Origin of the sequence: Streptomyces sp. NPDC050535 (genome assembly GCF_044457665.1) — a bacterium.
Classification (GTDB): domain Bacteria; phylum Actinomycetota; class Actinomycetes; order Streptomycetales; family Streptomycetaceae; genus Streptomyces.
The window spans coordinates 14764-33800 of record NZ_JBITHE010000023.1 but is presented as its reverse complement, the minus strand read 5'-3'; the positions used below and the strand labels follow the sequence as shown (position 1 = coordinate 33800).

General features: G+C 69.6%; 15 protein-coding genes and 1 riboswitch. Of the genes, 2 read left to right on the top strand and 13 right to left on the bottom strand.

Going from position 1 to position 19037, the window contains the following annotated elements:
• Positions 1–60 precede the first annotated feature (60 nt).
• From ACIBLC_RS34830 to ACIBLC_RS34805, 6 genes are all read right to left on the bottom strand, one after another.
• A complete protein-coding gene (locus ACIBLC_RS34830; protein WP_399215391.1) occupies positions 61–537 on the bottom strand; it encodes a septum formation initiator family protein in 477 nt (158 codons plus the stop codon).
• Between the two features lie 141 nt (positions 538–678).
• A complete protein-coding gene (eno, locus tag ACIBLC_RS34825; RefSeq protein ID WP_399215390.1) occupies positions 679–1965 on the bottom strand; it encodes a phosphopyruvate hydratase in 1287 nt (428 codons plus the stop codon).
• Positions 1966–2340: 375 nt separating this feature from the next.
• Positions 2341–3045, bottom strand: coding sequence for a transglycosylase family protein (locus ACIBLC_RS34820; RefSeq protein ID WP_399215388.1), 705 nt, complete (start codon positions 3043–3045; stop codon positions 2341–2343).
• Between the two features lie 4 nt (positions 3046–3049).
• Positions 3050–3214, bottom strand: a riboswitch (cyclic di-AMP (ydaO/yuaA leader).
• Between the two features lie 184 nt (positions 3215–3398).
• Positions 3399–4265 (bottom strand): transglycosylase family protein, encoded by an 867-nt coding sequence (locus ACIBLC_RS34815; RefSeq protein WP_399215387.1) that lies wholly within the window; start codon positions 4263–4265, stop codon positions 3399–3401.
• Between the two features lie 392 nt (positions 4266–4657).
• Positions 4658–5059, bottom strand: a complete 402-nt coding sequence (locus ACIBLC_RS34810) for a transposase (protein WP_399215466.1) — start codon at positions 5057–5059, stop codon at positions 4658–4660.
• Between the two features lie 74 nt (positions 5060–5133).
• Positions 5134–6606: a recombinase family protein gene (locus ACIBLC_RS34805; RefSeq protein WP_399215386.1), complete on the bottom strand. Its 1473-nt coding sequence runs from the start codon at positions 6604–6606 to the stop codon at positions 5134–5136.
• 196 nt (positions 6607–6802) lie between these two features.
• Here ACIBLC_RS34805 and ACIBLC_RS34800 point away from each other — a divergent pair, with 196 nt between their 5' ends.
• Together ACIBLC_RS34800 and ACIBLC_RS34795 are read left to right on the top strand one after the other, a co-directional pair.
• Complete coding sequence (locus ACIBLC_RS34800; protein ID WP_399215385.1) at positions 6803–8092, top strand: cytochrome P450; 1290 nt, start codon at positions 6803–6805, stop codon at positions 8090–8092.
• 98 nt (positions 8093–8190) lie between these two features.
• Positions 8191–9402, top strand: coding sequence for a globin domain-containing protein (locus ACIBLC_RS34795; RefSeq protein WP_399215384.1), 1212 nt, complete (start codon positions 8191–8193; stop codon positions 9400–9402).
• A gap of 10 nt (positions 9403–9412) precedes the next feature.
• On the opposite strand, the gene ACIBLC_RS34790 is transcribed toward ACIBLC_RS34795, so the two are convergent.
• The 7 genes from ACIBLC_RS34790 to mfd all read right to left on the bottom strand — a co-directional run bounded on the left by ACIBLC_RS34790 (position 9413) and on the right by mfd (position 19015).
• A complete protein-coding gene (locus tag ACIBLC_RS34790) occupies positions 9413–10435 on the bottom strand; it encodes a nucleoside triphosphate pyrophosphohydrolase (RefSeq protein ID WP_399215465.1) in 1023 nt (340 codons plus the stop codon).
• A gap of 184 nt (positions 10436–10619) precedes the next feature.
• On the bottom strand, positions 10620–11279 hold the full coding sequence (locus ACIBLC_RS34785) for a SurA N-terminal domain-containing protein (RefSeq protein WP_399215383.1): 660 nt from the start codon (positions 11277–11279) through the stop codon (positions 10620–10622).
• A gap of 149 nt (positions 11280–11428) precedes the next feature.
• Positions 11429–12931, bottom strand: coding sequence for a protein kinase (locus ACIBLC_RS34780; RefSeq protein ID WP_399215464.1), 1503 nt, complete (start codon positions 12929–12931; stop codon positions 11429–11431).
• A gap of 17 nt (positions 12932–12948) precedes the next feature.
• Positions 12949–13539 (bottom strand): hypothetical protein, encoded by a 591-nt coding sequence (locus ACIBLC_RS34775; RefSeq protein ID WP_399215382.1) that lies wholly within the window; start codon positions 13537–13539, stop codon positions 12949–12951.
• Between the two features lie 234 nt (positions 13540–13773).
• On the bottom strand, positions 13774–14544 hold the full coding sequence (locus ACIBLC_RS34770; RefSeq protein ID WP_399215380.1) for an N-acetyltransferase: 771 nt from the start codon (positions 14542–14544) through the stop codon (positions 13774–13776).
• Positions 14545–14600: 56 nt separating this feature from the next.
• Positions 14601–15335: an HNH endonuclease family protein gene (locus tag ACIBLC_RS34765; RefSeq protein ID WP_399215379.1), complete on the bottom strand. Its 735-nt coding sequence runs from the start codon at positions 15333–15335 to the stop codon at positions 14601–14603.
• Positions 15336–15463: 128 nt separating this feature from the next.
• On the bottom strand, positions 15464–19015 hold the full coding sequence (gene mfd, locus ACIBLC_RS34760; RefSeq protein WP_399215378.1) for a transcription-repair coupling factor: 3552 nt from the start codon (positions 19013–19015) through the stop codon (positions 15464–15466).
• Positions 19016–19037 lie beyond the last annotated feature (22 nt).

The following is a 19037-nucleotide window of genomic DNA, read 5'->3' as shown; positions in this document are numbered from 1 at the left end:
AGGCGACGCGTCCGGCGGGAGACAGCTGACGCGCCGTCTCCCGGCAGGCGGGGGACGACATCAGCGGCCGGAACGGTCGGCCTTGTCCACGCCGTCCCACACGTTGGTGTACCAGGGGCGGTCGCCCGCCCCCTGGTCGACCCGGGACTGCTTCGCCGCGTCCGGGTCGATCACGATGTAGCCGGTCTCCCCCGGCATCACATAGTGCAGCCGGTCCCGGATCTGCTGCTCCGCGTACGAGTCGTCCTGCCAGCGCGCCTTGAGATCGCGCAACTGCTCGACCCGCGTGCGGGCCTGCTCCCGCTGCCGCTCGAGACCGGCGATCTCCGCGCGCTGGGACACGTACTGCCTTATCGGGTACGCGAGAGCCACGACCAGGGAACAGACGACGAGGGCGAGGAGCGCCGCCCGCCCGGTGAGCCGCGAGCGGCGCGCCTGCCGCTTGGTCTGGGAACGGTAGACCCGGGCCGCCGTCTGCTCCCCGAGCAGCTTGATCCTGGTCGCGGTGGAGAACCGGTCCCGGTCCTTCACGGCCATGAGTCCCGCCTCCCCGATACCTGCCTGCACGTGCGTACGTCCCCGCACACGGTACGGGACCGAGTACGGGGACGTACGGACGACGCTTCCCAAGCGGGTGGCGCTCAGCCCTTGAAGCGGGGAACCGCCGAGCGCGGGGCGTCAGCCCTTGAAGCGGGGAAACGCGCTGCGGCCGGCGTACACCGCGGCGTCGTCGAGGATCTCCTCGATACGCAGCAGCTGGTTGTACTTGGCGACGCGGTCCGAGCGGGCCGGGGCGCCGGTCTTGATCTGACCGCAGTTCACCGCGACCGCGAGGTCGGCGATGGTGACGTCCTCGGTCTCGCCGGAGCGGTGCGACATCATGCACTTGAAGCCGTTGCGCTGCGCCATCTCCACGGCGTCCAGCGTCTCGGTCAGCGAGCCGATCTGGTTGACCTTGACGAGCAGGGCGTTCGCGGAGCCCTCCTCGATACCGCGGGCCAGGCGCTCCGGGTTGGTGACGAAGAGGTCGTCGCCGACGATCTGGACCTTGTCGCCCAGCTTGTCGGTGATGACCTTCCAGCCGGCCCAGTCGTCCTCGTACAGCGGGTCCTCGATGGAGACGAGCGGGTACGCGGAGACGAGCTCCTCGTAGTACTCGGTCATCTCGGCGGCCGAGCGGGACTTGCCCTCGAACTCGTACTTGCCGTCCTTGTAGAACTCGGACGCGGCGACGTCGAGCGCGAGCCCGATCTGCTCGCCGGGGATGTAACCGGCCTGCTTGATGGCCTCGATGATGAGGTCGAGCGCGGCGCGGTTGGACTCCAGGTTCGGGGCGAAGCCGCCCTCGTCGCCGAGGCCGGTGGACAGGCCCTTGGTCTTCAGCACCTTCTTGAGGGTGTGGTAGACCTCGGCGCCCCAGCGCAGCGCCTCGGAGAAGGACTCCGCGCCGATCGGGGCGATCATGAACTCCTGGATGTCGACGTTGGAGTCGGCGTGCGACCCGCCGTTCAGGATGTTCATCATCGGAACGGGCAGCAGGTGCGCGTTCGGGCCGCCCAGGTAGCGGAAGAGGGGGAGGTCGCTGGCCTCGGAGGCGGCGTGGGCGACGGCGAGGGAGACGCCGAGGATGGCGTTGGCGCCGAGCGAGCCCTTGTTGTCGGTGGCGTCCAGGTCGAACATCGCCTGGTCGATCAGGCGCTGCTCGGTGGCGTCGTAGCCGACGAGCTCCGGGCCGATCTGCTCGATGACGGCGAGGACGGCCTTCTCGACACCCTTGCCGTGGTAGCGGTTGGGGTCACCGTCGCGCAGCTCGATGGCCTCGAAGGCTCCGGTGGAGGCGCCGGACGGGACGGCGGCACGACCGGTGCTGCCGTCATCGAGGCCGACCTCGACCTCGACGGTGGGGTTCCCTCGCGAGTCGAGGATTTCCCGGGCTACGACGACGTCGATGGACGGCACGAGCATCTCCTTCTGGGATGTGACGCGGGTACGCGGGACTGTGGCAGCCCCGCGGGATGAGCCTAACCGGCTCCGGCGCTTCGGCCAGCCGGTCGACCACCTCTTGGGCAGAACTGGGAGCGAACATTGTTCCAGAATGGAACAAAAAGGGAATGAATACCGGCCCGGAGGCGGAACCGACGCCCGGACCGGACCCGGAAAGAAAAAACCCCGCCCCGGTGCGTACGGGGGAACACGCACCGGAGCGGGGAGCCCGTGGGGACGGGGGATGACCCACACGAGGCCCTCAGTATGAGGACCACGTATATGAGCGGGCCGTGGTTCAGCTACGAGCCGGATGTGATTCGCCGGCCGACCGCCGCGGGCCGGCGGACCCGACCGTCAGCTGAGGTGGAGCTGCTGACCCGGGAAGATGAAGTCCGCGTCGTCGATGATGTCCTTGTTCAGCTCGAACAGCTTCTGCCAGCCGCCCTTGACGTTCTTCGCCTCGGCGATGGCGCTGAGGCTGTCGCCCTTCTTCACCTTGTACTCGCCGTCGCCCTTCTTGACCGTCTTTCCGGTCGGGGTCTCGACGGTCTCCTTGGCGACGGTCGGGCGCTCCGAGGAGCGCGAGGAACGCTGCTCGTCGGTCTTGGCGCTCGGCTGCTGCGAAGGGGTGGTGCTCTGCGAGTTGCCCGACGACGAGGACGAGTCGCTCGTACCACCGTTGTACGCGGCACCCGACAGGCCGGTGCCGCAGGACGGCCAGGCACCCTTGCCCTGCGCCGCGAGGACCTTCTCGGCGACGGTTATCTGCTGGGACTTGGAAGCCTGGTCGGCGGTGGAGGCGTACGCGCTGCCGCCGTAGGCGGACCAGGTGGAGGCGGAGAACTGCAGGCCGCCGTAGTAGCCGTTGCCGGTGTTGATGGACCAGTTGCCGCCCGACTCGCACTGGGCGACGGTGTCCCACTCGGAGGTGCTGGCGGCGGAGGCCGTGCCGGACGCCATCAGCGGGGCGGCGACGGCGACACCGGCGACCCCGGCGAGCGTGACGATACGGGTGGCCTTGGACGGACGACGGTGCTTGCCCTTGCACGAACGCAGCATGAAGTGATCCCCTCACCGACGCCTACGAGGTGAGCTGTCGGGTTCGGGCGGGTGAGTGCCCGGTCGCGCACCTTGCGGTGCACGTCTTCACCCCAAGCCACTCCCGGTCAACTACCGGGCGCGGCACTTACCTTGGGTCCCCCGCTCCTGCCTACGGCGCTTGACGCGACGATTGTTCCCGTACGGCCGCTGGCAGGATTCGGCGTTGCGACCCACGGGGCTCACCAGTGGCGAGCGGTCACGACCGTAGACAGGCCGCGGGCGGAATATCAAAGACGATCAGGGGGTCTGAGATCCATCTCTCATTCTCACCAAACCGGACATTCCATGGCGAACCATGACCCGAACTCCCGCTACTTTTCGACCGGTTCGGCAGCATTGTCAAGGCCGTGACCGGGGAAGACGACAGGCGCCTCGACGTCGGCCGTCTCCTCGTCCGCGGTGGACGGGTCGAGCCATCCACCGACGAGACCGAAGGCCTCCGCGATGACCGAGAGCCTCTCGTCGACGACGGCCGGGTAGGAGCCGACGATGGTCTCGCGAGCCGTCGCGGAGTCGCGTGAGGCGTGCCGCCCGGACGAGTTGTCGTCCGTACGGCTGTCGGTCGCGTCCTGGGCGGCGGTACCGCGGTGACGTCCGGAGGTGCTCGCCGCGTCCGAAGGATAGGCACTCTGGGTGGACTTGTCCGAATCGCCATCCTTCGTCGCGCTCGCGTCGCCGGACTCGGCCGGATCCGCGGAGGTGTCCGAGGAAGCTCCTGAGGAGGGCGAGGTGGACGGCGACGGAGTGGACGAATCGGGCAGTACGTCCAAACCGGTCGAGCCGGTTGAATCCGTCGAGCCCGTCGAGCCCGTCGACTCGTCGGACGGCGACGAGCCGTCCAGGAGGCCCGTGTCGATGTCCAGGGCCGAGTCCTCGCTGAGCGCGGAGAGGGGCCCGCAGGTGGGCCAGGCGACGACGCCGCGGCCGTCGAGGATCTTCTCGGCGATGGCTATCTGCTGCGAGCGGCTGGCCTGGTCGGCGCTCGGGGCGTAGTCGAGGCCGCCGTAGTTCTCCCAGTCCCACTGGGTCAAGTGCAGCCCGCCGTAGTACCCGTCGCCGGTGTTCTCGCTCCAGGAGGCGTCCGTCTCGCACTCCGCGACGCGGTCCCAGGTCGTGGCGTCGGCCGCGCTCGCACCCGTGGCGGCGAGCAACGGGATCACGATGGCCGATCCGGTCACCCCTGCCGCGACCATGAGAGCCGGAGCCTGACGGGGTCGACGATGACGGCCGTTCCCGGAGAGCATACGGAAGCCTTTCGCGTGACAGCAGGTGACAACAGCGACGTACGACGACGCCGGCGACGGATGATCCGTGCTGACGAGGAACGTATCGACACTCGAACGCTTGTCACAAGTCGATGCAGCGCAGATCACGTGAAGATCACAATGTTGAGGAAGCGTCAGCTTTTCGCGACACCCGAAGACCCTTGCGACCGCCCGGGGGACAACTGGCGCGGAGTGGTGAACTCCACTGGAAGAGTGCGCAATCCACGCATAATCAGCCCACCGCGCCACCGCAAATCAGCGGAATCACCCGCGAGTTGGAGGTCGGGAAGGCGGGTGGCAGGGTCTCACCGAGCTCCCCGGTCCCGGAATTGACCGGTCACCGTGAACTGCGGCAGGACCGGCCGCTGGTAAGCGCCGACTCCGTCGATGCCGGCGTCCAGGGCCTTCATGACTTCCGGCCACGCACCCTTCTGCCACCACGACAGGTGGCGCTCACGAATCGGGTTGACAGGTCCCCAAGTGAGCGGCATGTCAGTCCAGGAGAGGCCGTGCCGAAGACGATGGAGCATCCCTTCGAACTGAATGCGGATGTCGTACTTGCTCGTGAAGTGGCGCTTGGTGAAGTACGACCGCAGCACCTCCAGCACCTCCTCCCACTGTTCGTCATCGGGGTCCGGCGGTACCTTCGTGCCGGTCGTCCAGTGCCACTCACTGACGGCGCACCTCACGCCGGGTTTGCCGAGCATGGCGGCCCCACCGAGGACGACCTTGAGGTCGAACATGTCGACGACCTGCCTGCACTCCTCCGGCGTCAGGTTCCTCAGCCGCTCCTCGGCGCTGGTCTCGATGTCGAATAGGTCGGGAGCCGCGCGCCAACGGTCGCTGTTCGCCTCCAACCACTGCTGGGCGAACTTGAGCTGGTCCCGGAGCTCCGCGAGTTCGGTCTCGAGCGCCATGACGGAGGCCCTGAGTACCGCTGGGTCGACACCGGCGCGTACGTACTCAGGGATGCGCACCTCGAGCAGGTGCTCCTGTTCGGCGATCCTGGTCGTGAACTCAGCGACGCGACTGTCGTATTTCTCCTTGTCTCCGGGGAGTCCGCGTCTCCGGGGAGTCCGCCCACCCGTTCGGCGGCCGGACCCTGGAAGCGTCCCTCGTCATTGAGAATCCGGGCCAGCTCCATCCAGACGGCGCTTTCGATGCCGTCCGCCTCGATGTAGGGCTCACCGCAAGAGGGGATCTTGAGAACCCCCTTGCAGCGGTAGGACCGGCTGGTGCCCCTGCCCGCTCCCAGGTACGGCTCGCCACACGTGCCGTGGATCCGTCCGGTCAGGGGGTAGACACGATTCCCGCGCCGCCCGTTCTGGAAGCCGAGTTCCTTCAGAGCGGCCATGAGCTCCGCAGCCCGTTGCACGGAAATAACGGGCGGAACGCCGATCTTGACCTGATCTCCATGAACGGGGGCGCCGTCGTCGCCGCGGCGGGTGTGGTTCCCTCCGTTACCGCGATCGGTCTTTCGGTAGACCACGTAGCCGTCGTGAATGGTCTCGCCACGGAGGCGGTTGCGGAGGTTGGCGACGCTCCAGGGAACGCCGCTGCGAGCAAAGAGTCCGCGGTTGTTGAGTTCCGCGCAAGCCTCGGTGAGGTTCATTCTCCGGTCGACGATGAGCTCTGCGGCGAGGGTGAGAACCAGAGATTCACGGGCGTCGGTGACGAGGACGGAGAAGCGTTTGCGACGGCCGCCGACTTCCTTGGTGTCCTTTTCGATCCTGTAGCCGTAGGGCGCCGGGCCACCCGGCCAGCCGCCGTAGCTGATCTTCAGTTCCCGCCCGGCAACGGTGCGCTCCTTGATACGCCGCCAGTCCATCTCGGAAAGGGTGACGTACCGCATGAACTGCTGCCAGCCTGCTTCGGTGCCGGTGTCGATTCCCTCTGTCACCGAAATAAAGTGGATGCCGATGTCAGCCATGTTCCAGGCCCACTGGTAGGCGGCTCGGGCTGTGCGTCCGATACGGTCCACTTTGGGCACGAGGATGCGGTTGAAACACTGTCGGTGTGCGTCAGCGACGAGACGATCCATCGCGGGGCGGCTCTCCAGAGCCCCGGACACAGCTTCGTCGACGTAGGAGTCATAGACGGCGACTTCAGGGTGTTGGCCGAGCCACACGTCGGAGACCTTCTCCTGGTCCTCCAATCCGAAACCGTCGAGCTGGTCGAGGGTGGAGACGCGCGCGTATTTGGCGACAACGACGGCCGCAGGGGCGGCAAGGCATGGGCGTGCCACAATGGGCATGTTCAGTCCTCCGAGACTGTTCCGTCCCCGGGGTGTTGGCTCACCGCCGGGAAGGTTCCGGCTCCTCTGCGCTGTCGCAAGCGCTCTGGGGCCGGTGCCGTTTTACGGAACCCTACCTCCCGCTCTGGGCAGTTGAAGGCGAATTGCACAGTTCAGAGTCCCCGCCACGCGACCCGACTCCAGGTACCGTCACCCCGTGAACGCCCCGCATATCAAACCCGAGCTCTTCAACTGGGAGTTCGCCACCGATCCCTACCCTGCCTACGCGTGGCTCCGTGAGCATTCGCCGGTGCACCGCACCACACTCCCCAGCGGGGTGGAGGCATGGCTCGTCACTCGGTACACGGACGCCAAACTGGCCCTCGCCGACGCGCGGCTCTCCAAGAATCCCGTGCACCATTCCGAAGGCGCCCACGGCAAGAGCAAGACGGGAATCCCCGGCGAGCGCAGCGCGAACCTCATGACCCACCTGCTCAATATCGACCCGCCGGACCACACGCGCCTCCGTCGGCTCGTCTCCAAGGCGTTCACTCCGCGTCGCGTGGCCGAGTTCGCCCCGCGCGTCCAGGAACTGACCGACCACCTCATCGACCAGTTCGCGCACACCGGAAGCGCCGACCTCATCCACGAGTTCGCGTTCCCTCTCCCCATCTACGCGATCTGCGATCTGCTGGGCGTCCCCCGCGAGGACCAAGACGAATTCCGGGACTGGGCAGGGATGATGATCCGGCACCAGGGCGGACCGAGGGGCGGTGTCGCGCGGTCCGTGAAGAAGATGCGCAGCTATCTTGCCGAGCTGATCCACCGCAAGCGGCAGGCACTCCCGGACACCCCCGGCCCCGGCGAAGACCTCATCTCCGGGCTCATCCGCGCCTCCGACCACGGCGAGCAACTCACGGAGAACGAAGCCGCAGCCATGTGTTTTGTGCTGCTTTTCGCAGGTTTTGAGACGACGATCAACCTTATTGGCAACGGCACATACGCACTGCTACGCAACCCGAGGCAGCGGGCAGAACTGCAGAAGTCGATCGACCGCGGCGAACGAGAGCTGCTCGACACGGGCATCGAAGAACTCCTCCGCTACGACGGTCCTGTCGAACTGGCGACTTGGCGCTACGCAACCGAGCCTCTCGAAATCGGCGGACAGGGAATCGCTTCCGGTGACCCCGTGCTCGTGGTCCTCGCCGCCGCCGACCGCGATCCTGCCCGTTTCGACGAGCCGGACACACTCGATCTCTCCCGCCGGGACAACCAGCATCTCGGCTACGGGCACGGCATCCACTACTGCATCGGCGCCCCGCTCGCCCGTCTCGAAGGCCGCGCCGCGCTGGCCACCTTGCTGCGTCGGCTGCCAGATCTTCGCCTTGCCTCCGATCCCGCGGACTTGCGCTGGCGCGGCGGCCTGATCATGCGCGGGCTGCGGAACCTGCCTGTGGAGTTCACGCCTACTCGACCGGTGTCCACCCCGGTGCCCACTCGCCGTTGAGCCTGCACTTCCGGTCGCCCTCCACACCTTCACCCCAGGCTGTCCGGAAATGGTCTGCTGTTTGACTTCGTGACTCGACAACTCCCTACATTCGCGAAGTGGACCCCGAAATACTCAGATCCAGCTTCGCGGTCGTCGAGAGACGGGCCGAGTTCGCGGTCAAGTACTTCTACTCGCATCTGTTCCGGCACCACCCGGACGTACGCGAGCTGTTTCCGCTGGACTTTCCGCAGGACATGGAGCGGCAGCGGGACCGGCTGTTCGCGGCGCTGACGTATGTGATGGAGCGGCTGGGGGATCCGGCGCTGCCGGACTATCTGAGGGACCTGGGACGGGATCACCGCAAGTATCTGGCGGAGCCGGACCACTACGCCGCCGTGGGGACGAGCCTGATCGCCGCGTTCACCATGGTCGCGGGGACGTCGTGGAGTGCGGAGGTCGAGAAGGCCTGGGTCGAGGCGTACGGGGCGATCGCCAACGTCATGCTCCAGGGCGCCTGGGAGTCGCAGCAGGCGGGCGAACCGTCCTGGTGGGACGCCGAGGTCGTGTCCAGGACCCGGCACGGTGAGGACCTCGCCGTGCTGACCCTGCGGCCCGAGCGGCGGCTGCGGTACTCCCCCGGCCAGTACGTCAGCGTCAACACCCCGCAGCTGCCGGGCATCTGGCGGCCGTACTCGCTGGGCAACGCGCCCCGCGCCGACCACACCGTCGACCTGCACATCAGCCGGGTCGAGGACGGGGTGCTCTCCACCGCCCTGGTCCGCCGGACGCGGGAGGGGGACGTCCTGCGGCTCGGCGCGCCCGGCGGCGGGATGACCCTGCGGACGCCCGTGGAGCGACCGCTGACCTTTGTCGCGGCCGGCACCGGCTGGGCCCCCGTCAAGGCGCTTCTCCAGCAGCTCGACAAGACGCACGAGGCCAGGCTCTTCCTCGTCGCCCGGGACACGTCCTATCTGTACGACCGGTCGGCCGTCGAAGGGCTCCAGGCCCGGCTTCCGCTGCTTTCGGCCACGTTCATCACTCCCGCGCCCGGCCGGCCCAAGGCGCAGGCGACCGAGCGGCTGCTGACCGCGCTGGGCAACCGTGCGGGCTGGGAGCGGCACGACGTCTATCTGGCCGGGCCGCCCAGGCTCGTCGAGGAGATCGGCGCCGAGCTTCCCGGCCTCGGCACTCCGGCCGAGCGGATCTTCCACGACCTGCTGGCGCCGACCGCGGAGGACCGCACCCGGCCGCTGGGCACGGCGGAGTGGCTGCTCGACCGTCCGCAGCCGAGCTGGCACAACCCGGCGAGCCGCGCGCCGGACGGCTGACTCCCGGCCCTCACGCCTCCGCGGGGCGCTCGCTCGCGCGGATCGCGTCCCGGTAGGCCCGTGCCGCTGTCCGCAGTGCCGTCTCCGGGTCCACGCCCTCGGCCTCGGCGCGGGCGGCCATGGCCAGCAACTCGTAGCCGACGCCCTCGCCTTGAGGGAGTTCGACCTCAAGTCCCGCCGTGCGCACCCGGGATGCCAGCTTCGCCGCCAGGGCGAGGCCCGGCTGACCCAGCGGGATGCCCTCGGTCACCGATGTCCGCCGCTTCTCCTCGGCCTTGGTGCGCAGCCAGTGTTCCTTGACCTCTTCGGGGGTGGTGGCGGTCTCGTCGCCGAAGACGTGCGGGTGGCGGTGGATCAGCTTCGTGATGATGCCGGCGGCGACGTCGTCGATGGAGAAGGGGGTGTCCTCGTCCTCCGGGCCGCCCTCCTCGGCGATCCGGGCGTGGAAGACGACCTGGAGCAGGACGTCGCCGAGCTCCTCCCGCAGCTCGTCACGGTCGCCCTCCTCGATCGCCTCGACCAGTTCGTACGCCTCCTCGATGCCGTACTTCACCAGGCCCTTGTGGGTCTGCTGGGACGACCAGGGGCACTCCAGGCGGATGCGGTCCATGACCTGGACGAGGTCCAGGAGGCGGGCGCCCGGCAGGTCGTAGGAGGCCGGGAGCAGCTCCAGGTCCGGCATCTGTATGCGGCCCGAGCCCGCGAGCCCCGCCAGCCCGTCGGTGAGCCGGGGCTCGCCCTCGCCGGTGGCGACGACGACCACCGTGCGGCCGCCGGCGCAGGTGTCGACCAGCTCCTGGGCGGTCGGTGCCGTCTCGTCCACGGTGATGCCCGCCTCGCGGAGGTACGGCAGTTGCGGGTGCGTGCCGTCCGCGCACAGCACCCGGTCGGCGCCGCGCAGGGCCTGCCAGGCGGGCCAGGACAGCAGCCCCGGGGCGACGCGGTGGCTGGTGGTGAGCAGGACGATACGGCCGGGGGACTCCGTCCCGGGGCCGGGGGCGTCCCTACCGGGGGCATCCCTGTCGGAGGCCAGGGCGTCCGTCCCGGGGGCGGGGGTGGCTGTGCCAGAGGTGGCCGTGCCGGAGGCGACGGCATCGCTCCCCAGGGCGTCCGTGCCGGAGGCGTCCGAGGTGCCGTCGAAGCTGGTTGCGTTCACTCCTCGAACGTAACCCACACCGCCGACCGCCCCCTCGGTTATCCACAGGCCGGGCCGTCCGCTACGCCGTCTCCTGCGTCTGGGCGGCGGTGACCTCCCGCAGCCACGGTGTCTTCACGTCGACGCGGCTGCTCTGCTTGACGTCCCAGGCGCCGTATCGCGGGTTCAGGTCGACGTCCAGTTTCCTGGAGGCCTCGGACATCGCCTTCCAGAAGGTGGCCTGACCCGCGTCGGTGTTCATGTCGGCGCCGATCGCGGCGGCGAGCTTCTGGGCCTCGATCTCGGTACGGAGGCTGTCGTCGAGACGCTTGGGCGCCACCCCGTACTGCTGGAGCCAGGCCGCCTCCAGCGCCTTCGCGCCGCCCGCCTGCTGTTCCAGCGACGAGCGCAGCTGCTGGGTGTCCTTGCGGGTGACGCTCACGCCCGCTTTCGTCGCCGCCTCGTCGAGGACCCGGTCCAGGACCAGGGTGTGCAGGGTGTCGCGGGTGAGACTGGCGGTCTTGGTGACGGCCTGCTCGTACTGGGCCTGATCCGGGATGGCGGCGCGCTGTGCCGTGCGCACCTCGTTCACGCGGCTCTCCAGCTGCGCGATGGTGATCCGCTCGCCGCCGACGACGGCCGCGGCACCGGGATGCGCCTCGCTGCCGCAGGCGGTGAGAAGGGGGGCCGCGGCGGCGAGCGCGGCGGACAGGACGAGCGCGGTGCGACGGCGGCGGTGCAAGGAAGCCTCCCGAGGAGATTGTGCGGCGGTGCACAAAGTCTTGCGGTGATCGATGTTAGGCAGTGGCCCAGCTCTCGGCCACCCATTCGACCAACGATTCGCGAGCAGTTCAGGCACCGTCGCACCGGCACATCGTCCCGGCCCGGGTCCTATCCCCGTACCTGGCCCAGCCATTGCAGGGTCCGCCGGATCTCCGTCGTCATCGGGTGCCCTGGCCCGCTCAGGCGTTCCACGTCGTGCAGCAGCCGGGCCAGCGTGTCGTGGGCGGAGCCGCGGTCGCCGAGCGCCAGCAGCAGGTGGCCGATACGGCGGCGGATCTCGAGGGACTGTCCGGGGTCGCCCGCGACGTAGTGGTTCTCGTAGTACGGGAGCAGCGAGCGGTACTCCGCGAGTGCGGCGGCGGGTTCGCCGAGCTGTTCCAGGCATTGGGCGATGTCGTAGCGGAAGCGCAGTGACTGCGGGTCGGACTGGCCCGCCGCGGTGGCCCGTTCGTCGGCGAGGCGGCGCAGTTCGGGCAGTGCGCGCCGGTACTGGCCGTCGTCCATGAGCGTGGCGGCGTACTGCTTGCGCAGGGTGCGCACGACGGCGGAGTGCGCGCCGTGCTCGGCGGCGGCGGCCGGCAGGATCGCGCCGAGGATGTCGACGGCCTGCGTGATGCGTCCCTCGCCGAGGAGCCGCTTCACCTCGTCGACGGCGCCCGCGACATCGGCTCTCTCCACGGCGGGTGCGGCCTGCGGCTGCGTCGCGGGAACGAGCGCCCGGTCCGGCCAGGGGGCGTGCGGGCGCAGGAAGGGGCGGGTGGGGTCGAGCGGGGCGCTGGTGGGCATACCGCGCCCCGGCAGCAGCGGGAGCAGTTGCTCGTACGTCTCCTGCGCGGACCCCGGCCGGTGCTGCGGGTCCTTGGCGAGCAGGCGCAGGACGAGATCCTCCAGGGCGGGCGGGACCTCGGGGCGCAGTTGGCGGACCGGGACCGGGGGCTCGTAGAGGTGGCGGTGCAGGACGCCGAGGGCGGTCGAGCCGCTGAACGGCACGTCTCCGCTGAGGAGTTCATGGAGGAGTACGCCCAGTGCGTACAGGTCCGTGTACGGGCCGACGGCACCGCCCATCGCCTGCTCGGGCGCCATGTAGGCGGGGCTGCCGATGGGTGAGCCGGTGTGGGTCAGGCGGGTGGTGTCGGTGTCCATGACGGAGGCGACGCCGAGGTCGAGGACGGTGACCGTGCCGTCCTGCTTGATCATCACGTTCCGCGGCTTCAGGTCGCGGTGGACGATCGGGACGGCGTGCACGGCGCTCAGCACGGCGCACAGTTGCGCGGCCACCGACACCGCCCACTCCCACGGGTAGGGGGTGTGTTCGGTGAGGTGGTCGGCGAGGTCGGCGCCGTCGACGTACTGCATGACGAGGAACAGTTCCTCGCCCTCGCTGCCCGCGTCGTGGACCGTGACCAGGCCGGGGTGGTCGACCTGCGCGGTGACCCGGCACTCACGCACGAAGCGGCGGCGCAGTTCGTCGGCCTCCTGGCCCGCGACCTTGTCGGGGCGCAGCAGTTTGACCGCGACCCGTCGGTCCAGGCGCTGGTCGTAGGCCGTCCACACCTGGCCCATGCCGCCCTGGCCGATGATCGTGGACAGTTCGTAGCGGTCGGCGACCATCCGCTTCGCCGCCACGCTCACCGGCCGTCCCCTTCGTTGCCCTCGCGCTTGCGCAGGTAGTCGCTGAGCTCGTCGAGTTCGGCGCGCACCTGATCGATCCGGGCGGGCGCGGGACGCTGCGGGGGCGCGGGGGGCGGAACGGGGTTCTGCGGCACGGGAGCCTGCTGGACCGGCCTCTGGGGTATCGGCGTCTGCGGGTGTGTGACGGCGTACGGGGAAGCGGCCTGCGGGTAGCCGTAACCGGTGCGGGGCGGCGGCTGGGGTATGTAGCCGGGGAACGGGGGCTGCTCACGGTGGTGCTGGATGTCGGCGATCAGGAAGTGCACCGAGCTGAACGCGCCGAGCAGGAGAATGACGGTCAGCGCGAGATCGGTCCTGGGGTCCGATTCGGGCAGCGCGCCGATCACCATGAGACCGCCGATCGCGAGCGGGATGCTCACCCAGGCCAGCGCCCAGTCGTACCACTTGCCGCGCAGCACGGCGACCCTGAACAGCGGGAGGCACGAGAGCATGCCGCAGGTGAGGAAACCGGCGGCGGCGACCAGCACACGGAGGAAGATGACGGTGCCCGAACTGCGGGAGGGCGGCGCAGCGCCGTGGCCGTACATGACTTCTCCCGGTGACCTGATGAGGACGGACTGACGAGTTCGAGGTCCGAGCGTATAGGCCGCCGAGGACAACCGGTCCCGGGTTGTACCGAACCGTTGCCGGGCCGATCACCTTACGTGCTTCTCGGGGCCGGGACGGGTGCTCGCCCGGCCGGCTGTCGACAATGACGCCGGCCACGACACCGGTATCAAGTCGGTCATGACAACGACGTCGAGTCGGCCACGACAGCGGCGTCAAAGAGTGTGCCGCACCCACACGTTGGGCTCGACGTACACGGCGTATCCCCGCGTCGGTTCGCAGTGCACGGGCACCAGCGCGCCGGGCACCTCGACGAGTCCCGGGGTGTCGAAGGGCAGCCCCGTCCAGTCGCGCCACTCCTCCAGCGAGGCCGCCACGGTCATCGACGCCGGTGCCACCTTCTCGATGACGCCGCCCGCGCGGACGTGGACGCGCAGCCACGGGTCGTGCGGCAGTCCGTCGGCACGGGTGCGGAAGGCGTACTCGGTCATCGGCGTCCGCGGTTCCAGGTGCTTGGCGCTGGGGCGGACCGGGGCGACGACCTCGCCGAAGCCGTGCGCGAGGGCGTTGTCCCGCATCGCGGAGAGCATCCGGGCGGACAGACCGCCGCCCTGGGCCTGCGGGGCGACCACGATCGAGATGGCGCTCACCGTGTCGGGGGGTGTGCCGTGCCGCCGGCCGGCGAAGGCGCGGGCCAGCACGTCGTCCCAGCCCCGCGCGGGGAGTTCCCCGGACCCGTCGTGCCGGTCCTCGTGCCGGTCCTCGTCCCCGGCGAGCGCGAACGGCACGCTGTACGCGTGCGCGACCACCTCTCCGCGCTCGTCCTCGGCGAACAGCACGTACTCCGGGAGTTCGGTGGCGATCCGGCCGTAGTGCGCGTTCCCGACCGGGTCGTGGCGCACGAACTCCGGCCAGCTGTCCGCCATCTCCACCACCTGGCGGAGCATCTGCGGGCGCTCGGCGAGACTCGACAGTTTCAGCCGCATGCGGGTCAGGCTAGAGGGACCGGCGCCGCGAGGAAACGGGTTCGCGCCCGCGGCCCTCAGCCCGAGTGGAAGCGGGCCGGCGCGTCCGTCGGGTTGCCGCCGGAGGGGATCCGCTGGTCGGGACAGCTCGCGAGCACCTTCTTCATCGCGGCCTTCTCAGCGCTGGTGACCCACAGCTCGTACTTCTTCTTGACGGCCACCTGGGCGGCGACATACGTGCAGCGGTACGCCTTGTTGGGCGGGAGCCAGGACGCCGTGTCGGCGTCGCCCTTGCTGCGGTTGGTGCTCGAGTCGACGGCTCGGAGGTTGAGCGGGTCGTTGGCGAGAGCTATCCGCTTGCTCTCGTCCCAGTACTTGGCGCCCTTCTGCCAGGCGTCCGAGAGGGCGACGACGTGGTCGATGTCGACCAGGCTGCGACCGCGGGTGAACGTGACGTCCTTGCCGGTGTAGTGGTCCGGGTTGAGCTCCCCGGAGGACACCTTGCAGTCGCCGTCGCTGAACTTCACGTCGTCCAGGTCCCGTTTGAGGATGTCGTCGCGGGTGTCGCAGCTGTTGGAGTCCGTGTCGGCCCAGGCCGTGCCGAACTTCTCCCTGTCGTAACCCGTCTTGGGCGCGCGCCCCTTGACGGTCAGTGAGTCCACGGCCGTGAGGGCGGGGCCGCCCGCCCCCGTCTCCTGCGGACCCGCCGCACCCTCGTCGGCCTCGATCTTGCAGCCGCTGACACCGAGACTCACACCGACGACGAACACCGCCAGCGCGGGCCCGACGCCCCCACCCCTCAGACGCACCACGACGCCCCTCCCCTTCACCCAGTCCACTTGTCCGGCCGGACGCGCCCGCTACGGGCGCCTTCTGGGCCGCTGTCCTTCTCTCCCCTGCCCGGCCGGTCAAACCCTCCTGAGCGGCGACCGTGCCGGGCTCACGACCCGAGAACCGTGGCCAGGAACTCCCCCGTCCACCCCAGCAACTCCCTTCCCACCAACGGCTTTCCGCCGACCTTCGCCGTCTTGGGGCGCGGCACAAGGAGCTGGTGCGCGGTCGGCTTGATGACGGTCCCCGGGTAGAGCCGCTTCAGCCGCAGCTCCTGCGACTCCCTCAACTCCACCGGTGCGAAGCGGATGTTGTTGCCCTGGAGGACGATGTCGCCGACTCCGCAGGCACGGGCGAGCATCCGCAGGCCCGCCACGAGCAGCAGGTTCTCCACCGGCTCCGGCAACTTGCCGTAGCGGTCGACGAGTTCCTCGCGTACGGCCTTGACGTCCTCCTCCGTGTTGGCGGAGGCGATGGCGCGGTAGGCCTGGAGACGGAGCCGCTCGCCCGGCGCGTAGTCGTGCGGGACGTGCGCGTCGACCGGGAGCTCGATCCTGACCTCCAGGGGCGGCTCCTCCTGCACCCCGCCGTCCAGCGAGGCCCGGTAGTCCGCCACCGCCTCTCCGACCATCCGTACGTACAGGTCGAAGCCGACGCCCGCGATGTGGCCCGACTGCTCGCCGCCGAGCAGGTTTCCCGCGCCGCGGATCTCCAGGTCCTTCATGGCGACGTACATGCCCGCGCCCATCTCGGTGTGCTGGGCGATGGTCGCGAGCCGCTCGTGGGCGGTCTCGGTGAGGGGCTTCTCCGGCGGGTACAGGAAGTACGCGTAACCGCGCTCGCGGCCACGGCCGACCCGGCCGCGCAGCTGGTGCAGCTGTGAGAGGCCGAAGTTGTCGCCGCGCTCCACGATCAGTGTGTTCGCGTTGGAGATGTCGATGCCCGACTCGACGATCGTGGTGGACACCAGGACGTCGAACTTGTTCTCCCAGAAGTCGACGACCACCTGTTCCAGCGCCTGTTCGGACATCTGGCCGTGGGCGGTCGCGATGCGCGCCTCCGGGACGATCTCCCGCAGCCTGGCCGCCGCCCGGTCGATGGACTCCACCCGGTTGTGGATGTAGAAGACCTGGCCCTCGCGCAGCAGTTCGCGGCGGATCGCGGCGCCGATCTGCTTCTCCTCGTACGGGCCGACGAAGGTCAGGACGGGGTGCCGCTCCTCCGGCGGGGTCGTGATCGTGGACATCTCGCGGATGCCCGTCACGGCCATTTCCAGGGTGCGGGGAATCGGGGTGGCGGACATGGTCAGTACGTCGACGTTGGCGCGGAGCTTCTTCAACTGCTCCTTGTGCTCGACGCCGAAGCGCTGTTCCTCGTCGACGATGACCAGGCCCAGGTCCTTGAACCTGGTCTCGGCGGAGAAGAGCCGGTGGGTGCCGATGACGAGGTCGACGGAGCCCTCGCGCAGGCCCTCGATGACCGCCTTGGCCTCCGTGTCGGTCTGGAAGCGGGACAACGCCCGTACGTTCACCGGGAATTGGGAGTAGCGCTCGGAGAAGGTCCCGAAGTGCTGCTGCACCAGCAGGGTGGTGGGCACGAGCACCGCGACCTGTTTGCCGTCCTGTACGGCCTTGAAGGCGGCGCGGACCGCGATCTCGGTCTTGCCGTAGCCGACGTCGCCGCAGACCAGACGGTCCATGGGGACCGTCTTCTCCATGTCTTCCTTGACCTCGGCGATGGTGGTGAGCTGGTCGGGGGTCTCCGCGTACGGGAAGGCGTCCTCCAGCTCGCGCTGCCAGGGGGTGTCGGGGCCGAACGCGTGCCCGGGTGCCGCCATGCGGGCCGAGTACAGCTTGATGAGGTCCGCGGCGATCTCCTTGACCGCCTTCTTCGCCCGCGCCTTGGTCTTGGTCCAGTCGGCGCCGCCGAGACGGTGCAGGGTCGGTGACTCGCCGCCGACGTACTTGGTGATCTGCTCGAGCTGGTCGGTGGGGATGTAGAGGCGGTCGCCGGGCTGGCCGCGCTTGGCGGGGGCGTACTCGACGACCAGGTACTCGCGGGTCGCGCTCTGGACGGTGCGCTGCACCATCTCGATGTAGCGGCCCACACCGTGCTGCTCGTGCACGATGTAGTCGCCGGTCTCCAGGGTCAGCGGGTCGATGGTCTTGCGGCGGCGGGCCGGCATCCGGGCGCCGTCCTTGCCGGCCGCCTTCTGGCCGGTGAGGTCGGTCTCCGTCAGGACGGCGAGCTTGAGCACCGGGTCGATGAAGCCGTAGTCGATCGAGCCGCAGGAGACGTGCACGACCGAGGGGCTGATGTCCGCGACATCCGTGTCGAGACGGGCCGCGATGCCCTCGCCGCCGAGCACCTCGACGGTGCGGGCGGCCGGACCGTGCGCCTCGGTGACGAACACCGTGCGCCAGCCGTCGGCCAGCCAGCCCTTGGTGTCGGCCAGCGCCCTCGCGGTGTCGCCGCGGTAGGTCTCGGGGGCGTGCATGCCGAGCTTCAGCGTGTCGCCCGCGTCAGTGGCGAATGTGTCCGTGAGTTCGTCGTCGGCGGCGAAGGGTGAGACCGACCACCACATCATGTCCAGCTCGCGCGCCCGGTCCCGTACGTCCGCGATGGACCACAGGGACGCCGCGTCGACGTCGATGGGCGCCTCGCCGCCGCCCGCGGTCGCCGCCCAGGACGCCTGGAGGAACTCCTGCGAGGTCGCCACCAGGTCGGAGGCCCGCGTCCGCACCCGCTCCGGGTCGCACACGAGGGTCATCGAGTCCTCGGGCAGTACGTCGATCAGCAGCTCCATCTCGTCCACCAGGACCGGAGCCAGCGATTCCATGCCCTCCACGGCGATGCCCTCGGCGATCTTGCCGAGCAGCTCGCCCAGCTCGGGGTGCTCCTCCGCCAGCCGCGCGGCCCGCTCCCGTACGTCGTCCGTGAGCAGCAGTTCACGGCAGGGCGCGGCCCACAGCCCGTGCGCGGCGACCTCCAGGGACCGCTGGTCGGCGACCTTGAAGTAGCGGATCTCCTCGACGTCGTCGCCCCAGAACTCCACCCGCAGGGGGTGCTCCTCGGTGGGCGGGAAGACGTCGAGGATGCCGCCGCGGACCGCGAACTCGCCGCGCCTCTCGACGAGCTCGACGCGGGAGTACGCGGCCGCCGCGAGCGCTTCGACGATCTCGCCCAGGTCGGCGCTCTGGCCGGTGCGCAGGGCGACGGGCTCCAGGTCGCCCAGGCCCTTGACCTGCGGCTGGAGCACGGAGCGGATCGGCGCGACGACGACCGAGACCGGGCCGGTCTCCGGGTCGTCGGGGCGCGGATGCGCCAGGCGGCGCAGCACGGCGAGGCGGCGGCCGACGGTGTCCGAGCGGGGGGAGAGCCGCTCGTGCGGGAGCGTCTCCCAGGAGGGGTACTCCACTACTCCCTCCGAGGGGAGGAGGGAGCGCAGCGCGGCGGCCAGGTCCTCGGCCTCGCGGCCCGTCGCGGTCACCGCCAGCACCGTGCGACCGGCCTCGCGGGCCAGCGCCGCCACCGCGAAGGGGCGGGCGGCGGGCGGGCCGACCAGGTCGACGTGCATCCGGTTGCCGTCGGCGGCCGCCCGCACCGCTTCCTTGAGGGCGGCGTCCTTGACGACGGCGTCGAGCAGACCGTGCAGGCTCATGAAGGGCTTCCATCCCGGGGAG